Origin of the sequence: Massilia atriviolacea, from assembly GCF_003953935.1 — a bacterium.
Taxonomy (GTDB): Bacteria; Pseudomonadota; Gammaproteobacteria; order Burkholderiales; family Burkholderiaceae_D; genus Telluria_A; species Telluria_A atriviolacea.
Genome location: NZ_RXLQ01000015.1, coordinates 76,948 through 90,483, shown reverse-complemented (window position 1 = coordinate 90,483; position 13,536 = coordinate 76,948). Strand labels below are relative to the sequence as shown.

Below are 13,536 nucleotides of genomic sequence, written 5' to 3'. Positions count from 1 at the left end.
TGCGTGCGCCCCAGCGCGAGCGCCTGGTTTATTGTACGCTTGTCATTCTTTCGACGCGCCGCCGCGCGCGCGGCATCTCATCAGCTACTCAAAGGACCATCATGAAACTGTACTTCAGTCCCGGCGCCTGCTCCCTTTCTCCCCACATCGTCCTGCTCGAAGCGGGGCTGGCATTCACGACCGAAGCGGTCGATCTGCGCAAGAAGGTCACGGCAAGCGGGGGCGACTACAGCGCCATCAATCCCAAGGGCTATGTGCCGGCCCTGGAAACCGGCCAGGGCGTCCTGCTGACCGAAGGCCCCGCCATCGTGCAATACCTGGCCGACCTGGTTCCCGAGAAGAACCTGGCGCCCGCCGCCGGCACCCCGGAACGCTATGCGCTGCTCGAGTGGCTCAACTTCATCTCGACCGAGCTGCACAAGAATTTTTCACCGCTGTTCCGCCCGAATGCCGGCGCCGACCTGGTCAATTACGCGCACGCCAACCTGACCCAGCGCCTCGGCTACGTGGAGCGCATGCTCGACGGACGCGATTACCTGACCGGCGCCCGCTTCACGGTGGCCGATGCCTATCTGTTTACCGTGCTGAACTGGGCCGGCCCTGTCAAGTTCGACCTGTCGGGTTTTCCGCTGCTGCAAGCGTTCCAGAAGCGCGTGGGGGCGCGGCCGATGGTGCAGCAAGCGCTGCGCGACGAAGGCTTGCTCAAGTAAGCGCCGTTCATGGGCGGACAACGCTGCATCGCGCTGCTGCGCGGGATCAATGTGGGGCGCGCCAAACGGGTCGCCATGGCCGACCTGCGCCAGTTGATCGGCGAACTGGGCTGCACCGAGGTGCGCACCCTGCTCAACAGCGGCAATGTGGTCTTCGATGCGCCGCGCAAGGCGCAAGCCGGGCTGGCGGCGCGCATCCAGGATGCGATGGTGGTCAAGCTGGGCGTGGCGGCCAGGGTGACCGTGCTCGGCAGCGAGGAGCTCGACCGCATCGCCGCCGCCAATCCGCTGCTGCCGGTGGCGACCGATCCTGCGCGCATGCTGGTGTTCGTCTTCAGCGATGCCGGCGCGCCGGCCTTGCTGGCGCCCCTGGCGGACACGGACTGGGCGCCCGAGGTGCTGTCCGTGGGCCAGCATGCCGCCTACCTCTGGCTGCCGGCGGGTGTGGCGGAAAGCCGGGCGATGGCCGCGATGGGCAAGCTGCTCGGCGACGGCTTGACTTCGCGTAACTGGAATACGGTCTGCAAGCTGCAGGCGCTGTGCGCGCAGCCGGCCAGGGGCTGAGGCGGCCGCCGCGCGGGACGGTGCAGGCAAAAAAAATCCCGCGGCGAGCGGGATTTGTTCATGGCTGATCTGTGGTGTTCTTTGATTACTGGAATTTTTCGCCACTGTCGCGGCGGGCGCGGTAACCGATCAGCACCAGGCCGAGCAGCATCATGGCGAACACTTCGGGCTCGGGCAATTCCGACATCTGCGGGGCGGGCATCGTGGCCATTTGCATGGCGCTCATCCGTGGCTGGCTTTCCACATGGGCGGCGGCCGCCTGCTGGTTGTCCAATATCTCGATAGCGCTCGCTGGCGCGGCGCCCACCAGGGCGAGCATGAAAGCTGCTGCGACTGCGTATTTTTTCACGGTGGTTCCTCTTCTTTTTGGTTACCGCAAGCGCATGATTACTCATGCTGCATTGCAACCAGATGAGCAGTAATGCGAATCATCCGGGCCTTGTATTTAACCACGCTCACCACCGATTTCAAAGCCTATTCCACTCTAAACGTCGTTTTTTTGATGTTTTATTGACCAGAGGAATTAACATTTCTCGGTAAATGCTGCACTGCGGCAAAATGCAAGGAAAGTGTCATAAAGACATGAGGCTTGCCGAGGGTTACGCCTCGCTGTCGCGCGACAGCAAGCCATGGCAATACGCGGTATCGGACAGGTCGACCGCGCCTGTCAGGGGATCTTCGGCGGCGGCGGGGCGGGAGCCGAACAGGCTGGCCAGGTAGGCGAAGAATCGACGCATGTCAAACTTTCCATTCGTGGGTTTTAAGGATCATCTAATGATCGCGAATTACCATCAAGGGCTGATACGAAATGTTACGAACGTACCTACATTGCACAAGCGGACCTTGCGCTTTGTCAGGCCCATCCCAAGACGCATTGTCGACTTGATCAGAGGTGTTGCGTCGCAAAATTTTTTCAGCAGATCAAGGTATACCTGGCTTTTTTTTGGCGGTATAGTCTCCCTAATCCTATTGCCCTCAGGCATCAAACTGATGGCAAAGGAGCATGCATGGGCCACATTGCCCGGCAGATGGATGTACCGTCAAGCGACATCGACTGGCCACTTGGTTTGCGGAAATTATCCTGGTCGGATATCGAACGTCGCTGTCACTGCCGCTCCCCACCATCGCGCGGCAGAGGAACGATGTTTGCATAGAAATTCCGTCCGCAGCCACCATTCATAGAGTAAACACATGCCCAATCTTGCCAAGCTCCAGCTCGCCCTCAAGAATGTCTACGTGCGCATCGGCGCCGGACTCCTGCTCGCCCTGCTCGTCGGTTTGGCCATCTATAACGCCGATGTGGAGCAGGACAGCAGCCCGCTGGTCCATTCGCAGGACATTTCGCGCATCACCGCGCTGGCCTCGCAGAAGGACAAGCTGGAATACCTGATGGTGGCCAAGCCGCTGTCGGAGTCGCCGCGCTACATCTTCAAATTCAAGAACGCTCCCGAGCTGCACGTGATCAAGGTGCCCAGCACCTCGCACCTGAGCCTGGAGCGCGAAGTCCTGCTCAAGAACGCGATTCCGTATTCGATCGCCAAGGAAGACTACCTGGCCTCGCACAAGGCGGTGCTGCTCGACGAAGGCCAGAGCGCCGCCAGCGCCGAGGCGCTCGCCTTCCTCAAGCGCCACGCCCTCGATATCTTCCTGATCCTGCTGATCGTCTACGCGATCAAGTTCGGCATTCCCGGCATGGGCATGAGCGCCGCCGTCATCACGCCGGACAAGCTCAAAGGCAGCATGGATGACCTGATCGGCATGGACGACATCAAGCAGGAAGTGCTGCACCTGGAAGACATGATCCGCAACCGCAGCGAATACAAGTCGCACAACATCGACAAGCCGTTCAACGTGATGCTGACCGGCCCCGCCGGCACCGGCAAGACCAAGCTGGTCGGCTACCTGGCCAAGAAACTCAATGTGCCGCTGATCCAGGCATCCGGCTCGGCCCTCGAATCGGGCTACGTGGGCGGCGGCTCCAAGGCGCTCAATGCGCTGTACCGCAAGGCCTGCGCGCGCGGCAGCTGCATCATCTTCCTGGACGAAGCGCAGACCCTGTTCATGCCGCGCGGCCGCGGCGAAAAGAAGTGGGAAGACGACACCGCCAACACGCTGCTCGGCCTGCTCGACGGCGTCAAGAGCGACAAGGGCGCCGGCGTGATCTGGGTGGTGGCCTCGAACTTCGACGACGCCTCGGTCGAGATGGATGAAGCGATGCTGCGCCGCTTCTCGGTCAAGATCAACTTCCGCCTGCCGAACAAGGGCGAGCGCGGCCAGCTGCTCAAGAGCTTCCTGGGCCGCAAGAAGGATGGCCTGGTCGACTGGAACGACCTCGATCTGGGCCAGGTCGCCGAAATGACGGCCAACCTCAGTCCCGCGCTGCTGGAAACCGTGGTCGAACGCGCCAGCATGATCTCGATCCAGGAAAAGGCGATCATCAACACCGACCTGATGTTCCGCGCCTTCGAGCGCGCCACCCTGGGCCTGACCGACCGCGCCACCACGGCCGAAAAGCACAAGCAGCGCGAACGCGTGGCCCTGCACGAGCTGGGGCACTTCTTCATGCAGATCGATCCGTATCTGCGCCAGGGCATGACCCTGGCCGAGGTCAAGGAAAAATCGCACCTGCTCAAGATCAGTACCGAGTCGGTCTCCAAGCTGGGGGCGCTGGGCTATGTGCTGCAGTCGGGCGACGACGTCTCGCTGCGCACGCTGGAAGAACTGGAGCAGGACGTGATCCAGCTGTACGGCGGCGTGGCGGCCGAGGAGCTGTTTTATGGGGCGCGCGGAATATCGGTGGGCAGCCAGAACGACATCGAGAAGGCCACCAAGATGCTCAACCTGATGGTCAACCGCCTGTCGATGTATTCGCGTTCGAAGATCGACTACACGCAGTTGAAGAACGAAGGCAGCGGCGAGCACACGATCCGCCAGGTGGAAGAGAAGTCCGATGAGCTCTACAGCTACACCCTGGGCGCGATCCGCGATTACAAGGCCGTGATCGAGTCGCTCAAGGATACCTTGCTCGACCAGTACGTGCTGTCGAAGGATGCCGTGTTCGCGCTGCTGGAAGAGCGCCGCGACCTGCTGGCGTTCCATGTGGCCGGGCAGCGCCTGGGTAACCTGAAGCTGTGTAGCGAGGCGGCGGTTTAGGGGCCAACGCCAGTATCTTGGTATTGTTAGACTAAGAACCGTCGTTCCCGCCTCGCGGGAAGGACGGGGGTAGCGGCTAGTGCCCGCTCGCCGGCTTCACCCCCGCCAGGTCCACGCTGATTCGCTCCGCCATGCTGCGCGCCAGCTCCCTCTCGCCGACGAATACCTGGCAGCCGGTCTCCTTGCGCAGCAGTTCCGCCTCTTCCTCGTTATGCGTGCGCACCAGCGTCCGGATCGCCGGATTGAGCGCGCGCGCCGTCTCGATCATGGCGCGCACATGGAAGGTGTCGGGCGTCGCAATCACCAGCAATGCCGCGCGCGCGATGTGCGCCTGGATCAGCACCGCCGGTTCGGCCGCATTGCCCACCACCGCCGCGATATCGCGGCGGCGCAGCTGGTCGACCAGCTCGCGGTTCTGCTCCGCCACCACGATATGCACGCCCTGCGCCATGAGCGAATCGGCGATCATCCGTCCGACCCGCCCGTAGCCGACCAGCACCACCTGGCCGCTCAGGCGTTCCTGCGGCACCGACATGGGCAGCTCGGCCAGCGGATCGGTCGAGCGCTCCACCTTGCGCGCCGCGTCCGATTTTTCGCGCAGTGCGCGCTGCAGCGGTTCGATCAACTTGAACAGCAGCGGATTGAGCGCGATCGAGATGATCGCCCCGGCCAGGATCAGGCTCTGGCCTTCTTTCGGCAGCAGGCCGAGCGACATGCCGAGCGCCGCCAGGATGAAGGAAAACTCGCCGATCTGCGCCAGGCTGGCCGACACCGTCAGCGCCGTATTGAGCGGATAGCGCAGCACCATCACCAGCGCAAAGGCGACGATCGACTTGCCGAACATGACCACGGCGACCACCGCCAGCACGCGCAGCGGGCTGTCGACCAGCACCATCGGATCGGCCAGCATGCCCACCGAGACGAAGAACAGGACCGAAAACGCATCGCGCAGCGGCAGCGATTCCTCGGCCGCGCGGTGGCTCAGGGGCGACTCGCGCAGCACCATCCCGGCGAAGAAGGCGCCCAGCGCGAAGGACACGCCGAACAGTTCCGACGAGCCGTAGGCGATGCCCACCGCGGTGGCGACGACGGCCAGCGTAAACAGTTCGCGCGAGCCGGTCTTGGCCACGCGCCACAGGAACCACGGGAACAGCTTGCGCCCGACCACCAGCATGAACACGATGAAGGCGGCCACCTGGCCCAGGGTGATGCCGAGCGTCTTCCAGATATTCGCGTCGGCGCCGGCGGCGGCGCCGTCAGGACCGGTGCCGCCCAGCGCACCGGCCAGCGCCGGCAGCATCACCAGCATCAGCACCGTGACCAGGTCCTCGACCACCAGCCAGCCGACCGCGATGCGGCCGTTGATCGAATCGAGGATGCCCAGGTCTTCCAGGGCCCGCAGCAGCACCACCGTGCTCGCCACCGACAGCGCCAGGCCGAATACCAGGCCGGCGCCCAGGCTCCAGCCCCAGAAGTAGGCCATGCCGATGCCCATGCCGGTGGCCGCGCCGATCTGCAGCACCGCGCCCGGCACGGCGATGCCGCGCACTTCCATCAGGTCGTCCAGCGAAAAGTGCAGGCCGACCCCGAACATCAGCAGCATGACCCCGATTTCGGCCAGTTGCCCGGCCAGCGCCACATCGGCCACGAAGCCCGGCGTGGCCGGACCGATCACGATCCCGGCGGCCAGGTAGCCGACCAGCGCCGGCAATTTGAAGCGCACGGCGATCATGCCGAATATGAGCCCGAAGCCCAATGCGGCGGCGATGGTGGTGATCAGGGTGATGTTGTGGTGCATACGGACGCTCTCCTCGTGATGGGCGGAGCCCCCAGTATAGTTGACATGACGTTGTAAAGACGCCTACGCTTCGGTGGCCAGCGCCAGCAGCGCCTTGCGCACCGAGGCGCGCACGGCCAGGAATTCGGCGCGGCGCCCGGTCTTATCGAGCCGGAACAGCATCAGGCCCTCGATCTGGGCCACCATCAGGATCGCGCGCTGGCGGTATTCGTCGTCGCCGATGGCGGGATTGAGGCCGCGAATGAGCTTGAAGATGGCCTTGCGCTCGCGCGCCATCATGGTATCCATCAGGTTCGAGGCAAAGGCGTTGCGCGAGGCCAGCGCCCAGATCTCGAAAAAGATCGCGTGCGTCACCGGATCGGTGATCTCCTCCAAAAACATGTCGCAGGTCGACAGAAACTGGTCCAGGCGCGGGGCGCCCGCCATGGCCGCCGAAATCGAATCCATCTTGGCCTGGAACAGGTCCATCGTGTAGAGCAGCAGCGCTTCGAGCAGCGCATCCTTGCTCTGGTAGTAGTGCTGCACGTTCGACAGGCTGATGCCGATGTCCGCCGCCACGCGCCGCATCGACAGCCCGGCATAGCCCTCGGCCGCCAGCAGGGTGCGCGCCGCGCGCAGGATGTCGTGGGCCCGCCCCAGCCCTTTTTCGGTGGTGACGGAGGCTTTGTGTCTGAGGGCGCTGGCGAGGGTAGGGGACATGGGCGCGATTATCGCATGGCGCTATGCAAAGCAGGTCGGCTGACCTATAATCGGCGCACTAGGTCGAGCGACCTAGTTTATAAAAACTCCAGGAGACGCGCATGAGCCGCAACGTTTTTGTCACGGGCGTGGGGATGATCCCCTTCGCCAAGCCGGGCGCCAGCGCGCCGTACGACCAGATGGGTGCCCTCGCCGTGCGCCAGGCGCTGGAGGATGCGGGCGTCGCCTATGACGACATCGAGCAGGCTTACGCCGGCTATGTATACGGCGACTCGACCAGCGGCCAGAAGGCGCTGTACCAGGTCGGCATGAGCGGCATCCCGATCGTCAACGTCAACAACAACTGCTCGACCGGATCGACCGCCCTGTTCCTGGCGCGCCAGGCCGTGGCCAGCGGCGCCGCCGACTGCGTGCTGGTGCTCGGCTTCGAGCAAATGAGCCCGGGCGCGCTAGGCTCCGTGTTCGCCGACCGTCCCAGCCCGTTCGAGCCGTTCGACGCGGTGACCGATGAACTGGTCGGCATGCCGGACATTCCGCTGGCGCTGCGCTACTTCGGCGGCGCCGGCCTGGCCCACATGAAGAAGTACGGCACCCCGCTCGACGCCTTTGCCAGAATCCGCGCCAAGGCCAGCCGCCACGCGGTGAACAATCCGCTGGCGCTGTTCCGCAAGGAGGTCAGCACCCAGGACGTGCTGGACGCGCCGGTGATCTGGCCGGGCGTGATGACGCGCCTGATGGCCTGCCCGCCCACCTGCGGCGCGGCGGCCGCGGTGCTGGTGTCCGAAGGCTTCGCGAAAAAGCATGGCCTCAAGGCCGACGTGTACATCGCCGCGCAAGCCATGACCACCGACCGCCCCGGCACCTTCGACTCGGGCGACATGATGCGCCTGGTCGGCTACGACATGAGCCGCGCCGCCGCCGCCAAGGTGTACGCGCAGGCCGGCATCGGCCCCGACGAACTCGATGTCGTCGAGCTGCACGACTGCTTCGCCCACAATGAGCTGATCACCTACGAGGCGCTGGGCCTGTGCCCCGAGGGCGGCGCCGACAAATTCATCAGCGACGGCGACAACACCTACGGCGGCAAGGTCGTCACCAATCCGTCCGGCGGCCTGCTTTCGAAAGGGCACCCGCTGGGCGCGACCGGCCTGGCCCAGTGCTACGAACTGACCCACCAGCTGCGCGGCAGCGCCGGCGCGCGCCAGGTGGGCGGCGCGCGCGTCGCCCTGCAGCACAACCTGGGCCTGGGCGGCGCCTGCGTGGTCACCATGTACCGGGCCGCATGATGGAGATGAACGTTTGCGGCACCTCGACCTGGATGACACAAGAACTGGAGGGCTTTCGCGACGCCGTGCGCCGCTTCGTGGCCAGCGAGGTCGCGCCGCACCAGCAGCGCTGGCGCGAGCAGCAGCACGTCGACCGCGCCCTGTGGCACAAGGGCGGCGCCATGGGCATCCTGTGCGCCGACATTCCCGAACAATACGGCGGATCGGACGGCAGCTTCGCGCACCAGGCCATCGTCTTCGAGGAACTGGGCTACGCGGGCGACATGGCCTTCGGCATCCACGTGCATGCCATCGTCGCCCATTACCTGCTGAACCAGGGCACCGAAGCGCAAAAGCGCAAGTACCTGCCCAAGCTGGCCAGCGGCGAGATGGTGGCGGCGATCGCCATGTCGGAACCCGGCGCCGGCTCCGACCTCAAAGGCATCCGCACCAGCGCCGTCAGGACGGCCGACGGCTACAAGGTCAATGGCTCCAAGACCTTCATCTCCAACGGCTACCTGGCCGACCTGGTGCTGGTCGTGGTCAAGACCGATCTTGAGGCGGGCGCCAGGGGCGTCTCCCTGCTGCTGCTCGAGACGAAGGACAATCCGGGATTCCGGGTCGGCCGCATCCTGGAGAAGGTCGGGCAAAAGGGACAGGACACCTGCGAACTGTTCTTCGACGACGCCCATGTGGCGCTCGATAACGTGCTCGGCGGCGTGGAAGGGCAGGGCTTCGCCCAGCTGATGACCGAGCTGCCCTACGAGCGCACCATCCTCGGCGTGGCCGGCGTGGCCGCGATCGAACGCGCACTGCGCCTGACGGTCGACTACACGCGCGAGCGGCGCGCCTTCGGCCAGGCCCTGATCGAGATGCAGAACACGCGCTTCGTGCTGGCCGAGGTCAAGACCGAAGCCACCGTGGCGCGTATCTTCATCGACCGCTGCATCGAAGACACCATTGCCGGCCGCATGGACACGGTGCGCGCCTCGATGGCCAAGTACTGGATCTCGGACCTGCAATGCAAGGCCGTCGACCAGTGCGTGCAGCTGTTCGGCGGCTACGGCTACATGCTCGAATACCCGATCGCCCAGATGTACGTGGACGCGCGCGTGCAGCGCATCTACGGCGGCGCCAATGAGATCATGAAGGAAATCGTCGCCCGTTCACTTTAGGAGAAGCGCATGGCAGGACCGCTGGCAGGAATCAAGGTGATCGAAATGGCCGGCCTCGGACCCTGTCCGTTTTGCGCCATGATGTTGGCCGACATGGGCGCGGAAGTGATCCGCATCGAGCGCAAGACGGCGCCCGGCGCGGCCACGCCGTTTCCCATGCTGGGCACGAAATACGACGTGCTGGCGCGCGGACGGCGCTCGCTGGCGCTGGACCTCAAGCAGCCGGCCGCGCAAGCCATTGCGCTCGACCTGATCGCAAAGGCCGATGTGGTGCTGGAGGGCTTTCGCCCCGGCGTGATGGAGCGGCTCGGACTCGGGCCGGACCCCTGCCTGGCACGTAACGCCGCGCTGGTGTACGGACGCGTGACCGGCTGGGGCCAGGGCGGCCCGCTGGCGCAGGCGGCGGGGCACGACATCAACTACATCGCCCTCACCGGCATGCTGCACGCGATGGGCCGCGCCGATGCGCCGCCGGCGCCGCCGCTCAATCTGGTGGGCGATTTCGGCGGGGGCGGGATGATGCTCGCCTTCGGCGTGGTCTGCGCCGTGCTCGAAGCGCGCAGCTCCGGCAAGGGGCAGGTGGTCGACGCCGCCATGACCGACGGCGCCGCGCTGCTCGGCGCCATGATGTACGGCTTGCGCGCGCAGGGCGGCTGGAGCGGCGGGCGCGAGGCCAACCTGCTCGACGGCGGCGCCCATTTCTACGATACCTACGCCTGCGCCGACGGCAAATTCGTCTCGGTCGGGGCGATCGAGCCGCAGTTCTACGCGCTGCTGCGCAAGCTCGCCGGCGCGGAAGATGCGGCTTTCGACGCCCAGATGGACCCTGCCGGCTGGCCTCTGCTTACCGACAAGCTGGCGGCCCTGTTTGCGCGGCGCACGCGCGACGAGTGGTGCGCGCTGCTGGAAGGGACCGACGCCTGCTTCGCGCCGGTGCTCGACCTGGACGAAGCGCCGCGCCATCCGCACAACGCCGCGCGCGGCACCTTCGTCGAGGTCGACGGCGTACTGCAGCCGGCACCGGCGCCGCGTTTTTCGCGCACCGTGCCGGCGCTCGGCGGCGCGCCGGCCCGGCCGGGCCAGCACAGCGCGGCCGTGCTCAAGGACTGGGGCTGGGATGAGGCCGCGATCGCCCTCCTGGGGGAGCAGGGCGTCATTTAGCCCGATGCCGTTCTTGTGTTTCGTTTGTGTGGGCGGATTAACCGGCAGCGGCGGCGATCAGGAGTAAGATCGTCACAGTCAACTAACCCTGCGGAGGCATCATGCAAGATACCCTGAACGGCCCCGAGTCCTTCCCGGACGACGCCACGGCCGAAGCGGAAGCGATTCCGGGCCGCGACCTGTTCATCGTCGCCAAATTCTTCACGCCGACCGACGCGTACCTGGCGCGCAGCTTCCTGGTCGCCTCCGGCATTCCGGCGGTGGTGGCCGACGTCAATCACGCCCAGGCAGACCAGTTCCTGCTGCCGGCAATGGGCGGGGTGCGCGTGCTGGCGCCCGAAGAATACATCGCCCAGGCGCAGGAACTGCTGGCCGCGCGCGAGCACGGCGACTTTACCCTGAGCGACGATGTCGATGTCGGCCAGCCCGAATAACTAGGCCGGCGTCGCCGTCCATCCCGGCAGGGCGCCGATGCGCGCCGCCAGGAAGTCCATGAACAGGCGTGCGCGCGCCGGCTGGTAGCGGCGCGACGGATAGACCAGGGCCAGCTGCTGCGGCGTGCCGCTCCATGCCGGCAGCACGCGCGCCAGCCGGCCCGATCGCAGCATGTCGTGCACCAGCCAGTGCGGGCACATGCCGATCCCGGCGCCCGCCAGCAGGCTGTCGCGGATCGCCAGCGCATTATTGACCCGGTAGCGCCCGCGCGTGGTCACCCTCACGAGCTCCTCCCCGCGCTGCAAGGTAATGTCATCGCCATCCGCCAGCCAGGCGAAGCGGAGAAAATCGTGGCGCGCCAGGTCGTCCGGTTTTTTCAGGCGCGCGTGCGCGGCCAGGTAGGACGGCGCCGCCACCAGCCAGCGCGGCGAGGCCGCTAGCGTGCGTGCGACCGCATCGGGCGGCAGCGGGCCGCCCAGGCGCACCGCCACGTCCACGCCGTCGCCGACCAGGTCGACGAAGCGGTCATTCAGAATCAGCTCGATCTCGATCTGCGGATGCAGTGCCAGGAAGTCCTGCGCCAGCGCGTTCAGGTGAAACTGGCCCAGCGCCACCGGCGCATTCACGCGCAGCATGCCTGTAGCCTGGCGCGCGTGGCCGCGCACCTCGGCCAGCGCATCCTCGTATTCGTCCAGCAGGCGCCGGGCGCGCTCGTGAAAGCGCACCCCCTCGGCCGTCGCCAGCAGGCCGGTGGTGCTGCGCTCGAGCAGGCGCACGCCCAGGTGCGCTTCCAGCGCGTTGATCGCCTTGCTGACCGTCGGCTGCGTGGTGCCGGCCTCGCGCGCCACCGCCGACAGGCTGCCCAGGTCGATAGCGCGGGTAAACAGATGCATCAGGCGCAGGGTATCCATCGCCGCTCCTTATTCCATTTTGGAATGAATGATAGTCGATCCGCCCGTCTACCAGGCTAATTCGGAATGGCCTACCTTGTGCCTTTACTTCACTCAAAGGGAAATGCCATGCTTGCCTTTCGCACGTTGCCGTTGTTGTTCGCCTTGTCCATCCCGGCTGCCGCCGCCGAGCCGCACTGGGTCGCCAGCTGGGGCGCCAGTCCGCAGGCGCGCTGGGACGACAGCTTTATCCTGCCGGCCGGCGTGCCGGCGTCGTTCGAGCGGCAATCGGTGCGCGACGTGGTGCGCCTGAGCGTGGGCGGCAAGCGCCTGCGCATCGTGCTGTCGAACCGGTATGGCGCAACGCCGCTGCGGGTGGGCGAGATGCGGGTCGCGCTGGCGGGCGAGGGCGCCGCGCTGGTGGCCGGCAGCAGCCGCGCCGTCACCTTCGGCGGCAGTGTCCATGCCAGCGCGGCGCCGGGCGCGGTGCTGGTCAGCGATGCGGTCGACCTGCCGGCCGGCGCGCTGGCGCGGCTGGCCATCACCACCTACTACCCGGCGCCTACGCCGGTGTCGACCTTTCACTGGGGCGGCCAGCAAATGCCGTATCTGGTGGGCGGCAATGCCACGGCGGCGGCCGACCTGCCGGCGGCGGCGCGCTTTGCGGGGCGCGCTTTTTTGAACTCGGTGCTGGTCGAAGCGCCTGCGGCGGCGCGCAGCGTGGTGGTGCTGGGCGACTCGATCACCGACGGTAACGGTTCCTCGCCCGACCGCGACCGGCGCTGGACCGACGTGCTGGCGCAGCGGCTGGCGCCGGCCGGCGTTGGCGTCGTCAACGCCGGCATTTCGGGCGCGCGCCTGCTGGGAGACCGGATGGGAGCCAATGCGCTGGCGCGTTTCGACCAGGACGTGCTGGCGCAGCCCGGCGTATCGAGCGTGATTATCATGATGGGGATTAACGACATCGGCTGGCCCGGCAGCCCGTTCGCGCCCGGCGATGCGGCCATGAACGCGCAACCGGTCGTCGAGGCCTTGCGCCAGCTGATCGCGCGCGCCCGTGCGCACCAGCTGCGCGTCGTCGGCGCCACGCTCATTCCGTTCGAGGGCGCGCTGGCCGGCACGCCGTTCGAAGGCCATTACAGTCCCGCCAAGGACGCCGTGCGCCGGCGCGTCAACCGCTGGATCCTCGATAGCGGGGAATTCGATGCGGTGTTCGATGCCGATGCGGTGCTGCGCGATCCGGCGCGGCCGTCGCGCATGCGGGCCGAATTCGATTCGGGCGACCATCTGCATCCGGGCGACGCCGGCTACCGCGCGCTGGCGCAGGCGCTCGATTTGCAGGCGCTGATGGGCAAAAAGCGGACGCGGCGCTGAACCAGATGCCTCGCGGCGGCGTCCAAGCAGGGAGATCACTTTGCCCAGGAGTTGCCATGAACGATTTTTTTGAGGCGCGCAACAAAAAGCTGATGCGCGATCTGCAAGCCGCCGCGCTCAATGTGCTCGAGCATAACCAGACCGAAGCGCTGTGCATCCCGATCGACGGCACCGATCCGCCGCTGTACGTGTTTGTCGGCGATGCCGCCGCGCTGGCGCGCGTGTGCGCGATAATCGACAGCGAGGGCGGGCCGATGAATTTTTCGTAGACCAGGGGGCGCCGGCGGCAGATGTAAAAAAACCCCTGAGTGT

General features: G+C 66.0%; 14 protein-coding genes. 9 read left to right on the top strand and 5 right to left on the bottom strand.

All coding sequences use genetic code 11. The features are described 5' to 3' along the window. Window positions 1-101 precede the first annotated feature (101 nt). Window positions 102-710: a glutathione transferase GstA gene (gstA, locus tag EJB06_RS24235; protein WP_126076597.1), complete on the top strand. Its 609-nt coding sequence runs from the start codon at window positions 102-104 to the stop codon at window positions 708-710. 9 nt (window positions 711-719) lie between these two features. Continuing rightward, window positions 720-1,274, top strand: a complete 555-nt coding sequence (locus EJB06_RS24230; protein WP_126076596.1) for a DUF1697 domain-containing protein — start codon at window positions 720-722, stop codon at window positions 1,272-1,274. A gap of 85 nt (window positions 1,275-1,359) precedes the next feature. On the opposite strand, the gene EJB06_RS24225 is transcribed toward EJB06_RS24230, so the two are convergent. Next, window positions 1,360-1,623 carry a PEP-CTERM sorting domain-containing protein gene (locus EJB06_RS24225; protein WP_126076595.1) on the bottom strand — a complete coding sequence of 88 codons (264 nt, stop codon included), beginning with the start codon at window positions 1,621-1,623 and terminating at the stop codon, window positions 1,360-1,362. 250 nt (window positions 1,624-1,873) lie between these two features. Beyond that, window positions 1,874-2,011 carry a hypothetical protein gene (locus EJB06_RS32035; RefSeq protein WP_164558026.1) on the bottom strand — a complete coding sequence of 46 codons (138 nt, stop codon included), beginning with the start codon at window positions 2,009-2,011 and terminating at the stop codon, window positions 1,874-1,876. 454 nt (window positions 2,012-2,465) lie between these two features. Between EJB06_RS32035 and EJB06_RS24220 the strand changes: the two genes are divergently transcribed. Next, complete coding sequence (locus tag EJB06_RS24220; protein ID WP_126076594.1) at window positions 2,466-4,427, top strand: AAA family ATPase; 1,962 nt, start codon at window positions 2,466-2,468, stop codon at window positions 4,425-4,427. Window positions 4,428-4,503: 76 nt separating this feature from the next. Here the strand turns inward: EJB06_RS24220 and EJB06_RS24215 are convergent, their stop codons facing one another. Beyond that, on the bottom strand, window positions 4,504-6,225 hold the full coding sequence (locus EJB06_RS24215; RefSeq protein WP_126076593.1) for a cation:proton antiporter domain-containing protein: 1,722 nt from the start codon (window positions 6,223-6,225) through the stop codon (window positions 4,504-4,506). Between the two features lie 63 nt (window positions 6,226-6,288). After that, window positions 6,289-6,924: a TetR/AcrR family transcriptional regulator gene (locus EJB06_RS24210; protein WP_126076592.1), complete on the bottom strand. Its 636-nt coding sequence runs from the start codon at window positions 6,922-6,924 to the stop codon at window positions 6,289-6,291. A gap of 101 nt (window positions 6,925-7,025) precedes the next feature. Between EJB06_RS24210 and EJB06_RS24205 the strand changes: the two genes are divergently transcribed. The 4 genes from EJB06_RS24205 (at window position 7,026) to EJB06_RS24190 (ending at window position 10,959) form a co-directional block, all read left to right on the top strand. Further along, the gene (locus EJB06_RS24205; protein WP_126076591.1) at window positions 7,026-8,210 is read left to right on the top strand and encodes a lipid-transfer protein; all 1,185 of its coding nucleotides are present in this window, start codon (window positions 7,026-7,028) and stop codon (window positions 8,208-8,210) included. 32 nt (window positions 8,211-8,242) lie between these two features. Next, a complete protein-coding gene (locus EJB06_RS24200) occupies window positions 8,243-9,364 on the top strand; it encodes an acyl-CoA dehydrogenase family protein (protein WP_229427257.1) in 1,122 nt (373 codons plus the stop codon). A gap of 9 nt (window positions 9,365-9,373) precedes the next feature. Further along, the gene (locus tag EJB06_RS24195; RefSeq protein WP_126076589.1) at window positions 9,374-10,525 is read left to right on the top strand and encodes a CaiB/BaiF CoA transferase family protein; all 1,152 of its coding nucleotides are present in this window, start codon (window positions 9,374-9,376) and stop codon (window positions 10,523-10,525) included. A gap of 101 nt (window positions 10,526-10,626) precedes the next feature. Next, window positions 10,627-10,959 (top strand): PIN domain-containing protein, encoded by a 333-nt coding sequence (locus EJB06_RS24190; RefSeq protein WP_229427256.1) that lies wholly within the window; start codon window positions 10,627-10,629, stop codon window positions 10,957-10,959. Here EJB06_RS24190 and EJB06_RS24185 read toward each other — a convergent pair whose 3' ends face one another. Beyond that, a complete protein-coding gene (locus EJB06_RS24185) occupies window positions 10,960-11,871 on the bottom strand; it encodes a LysR family transcriptional regulator (protein ID WP_126076588.1) in 912 nt (303 codons plus the stop codon). Window positions 11,872-11,979: 108 nt separating this feature from the next. On the opposite strand from EJB06_RS24185, the gene EJB06_RS24180 reads away from it, so the two are divergent. Together EJB06_RS24180 and EJB06_RS24175 are read left to right on the top strand one after the other, a co-directional pair. Then, a complete protein-coding gene (locus EJB06_RS24180) occupies window positions 11,980-13,224 on the top strand; it encodes an SGNH/GDSL hydrolase family protein (RefSeq protein WP_229427255.1) in 1,245 nt (414 codons plus the stop codon). Window positions 13,225-13,280: 56 nt separating this feature from the next. Beyond that, window positions 13,281-13,493, top strand: a complete 213-nt coding sequence (locus tag EJB06_RS24175; RefSeq protein ID WP_126076586.1) for a hypothetical protein — start codon at window positions 13,281-13,283, stop codon at window positions 13,491-13,493. The last annotated feature ends 43 nt before the right edge of the window (window positions 13,494-13,536 follow it).

What these genes read in the sequence shown, in the direction of transcription:
- EJB06_RS24220 (WP_126076594.1), top strand. Translation starts at nt 2,466, where the DNA reads ATGCCCAATCTTGCCAAGCTCCAGCTCGCCCTCAAGAATGTCTACGTG.
- EJB06_RS24190 (WP_229427256.1), top strand. Translation starts at nt 10,627, where the DNA reads ATGCAAGATACCCTGAACGGCCCCGAGTCCTTCCCGGACGACGCCACG.
- gstA (WP_126076597.1), top strand. Translation starts at nt 102, where the DNA reads ATGAAACTGTACTTCAGTCCCGGCGCCTGCTCCCTTTCTCCCCACATC.
- EJB06_RS24205 (WP_126076591.1), top strand. Translation starts at nt 7,026, where the DNA reads ATGAGCCGCAACGTTTTTGTCACGGGCGTGGGGATGATCCCCTTCGCC.
- EJB06_RS24175 (WP_126076586.1), top strand. Translation starts at nt 13,281, where the DNA reads ATGAACGATTTTTTTGAGGCGCGCAACAAAAAGCTGATGCGCGATCTG.
- EJB06_RS24230 (WP_126076596.1), top strand. Translation starts at nt 720, where the DNA reads ATGGGCGGACAACGCTGCATCGCGCTGCTGCGCGGGATCAATGTGGGG.
- EJB06_RS24180 (WP_229427255.1), top strand. Translation starts at nt 11,980, where the DNA reads ATGCTTGCCTTTCGCACGTTGCCGTTGTTGTTCGCCTTGTCCATCCCG.
- EJB06_RS24195 (WP_126076589.1), top strand. Translation starts at nt 9,374, where the DNA reads ATGGCAGGACCGCTGGCAGGAATCAAGGTGATCGAAATGGCCGGCCTC.
- EJB06_RS24185 (WP_126076588.1), bottom strand. Translation starts at nt 11,871, where the DNA reads ATGGATACCCTGCGCCTGATGCATCTGTTTACCCGCGCTATCGACCTG.
- EJB06_RS32035 (WP_164558026.1), bottom strand. Translation starts at nt 2,011, where the DNA reads ATGCGTCGATTCTTCGCCTACCTGGCCAGCCTGTTCGGCTCCCGCCCC.
- EJB06_RS24210 (WP_126076592.1), bottom strand. Translation starts at nt 6,924, where the DNA reads ATGTCCCCTACCCTCGCCAGCGCCCTCAGACACAAAGCCTCCGTCACC.
- EJB06_RS24215 (WP_126076593.1), bottom strand. Translation starts at nt 6,225, where the DNA reads ATGCACCACAACATCACCCTGATCACCACCATCGCCGCCGCATTGGGC.
- EJB06_RS24200 (WP_229427257.1), top strand. Translation starts at nt 8,243, where the DNA reads ATGACACAAGAACTGGAGGGCTTTCGCGACGCCGTGCGCCGCTTCGTG.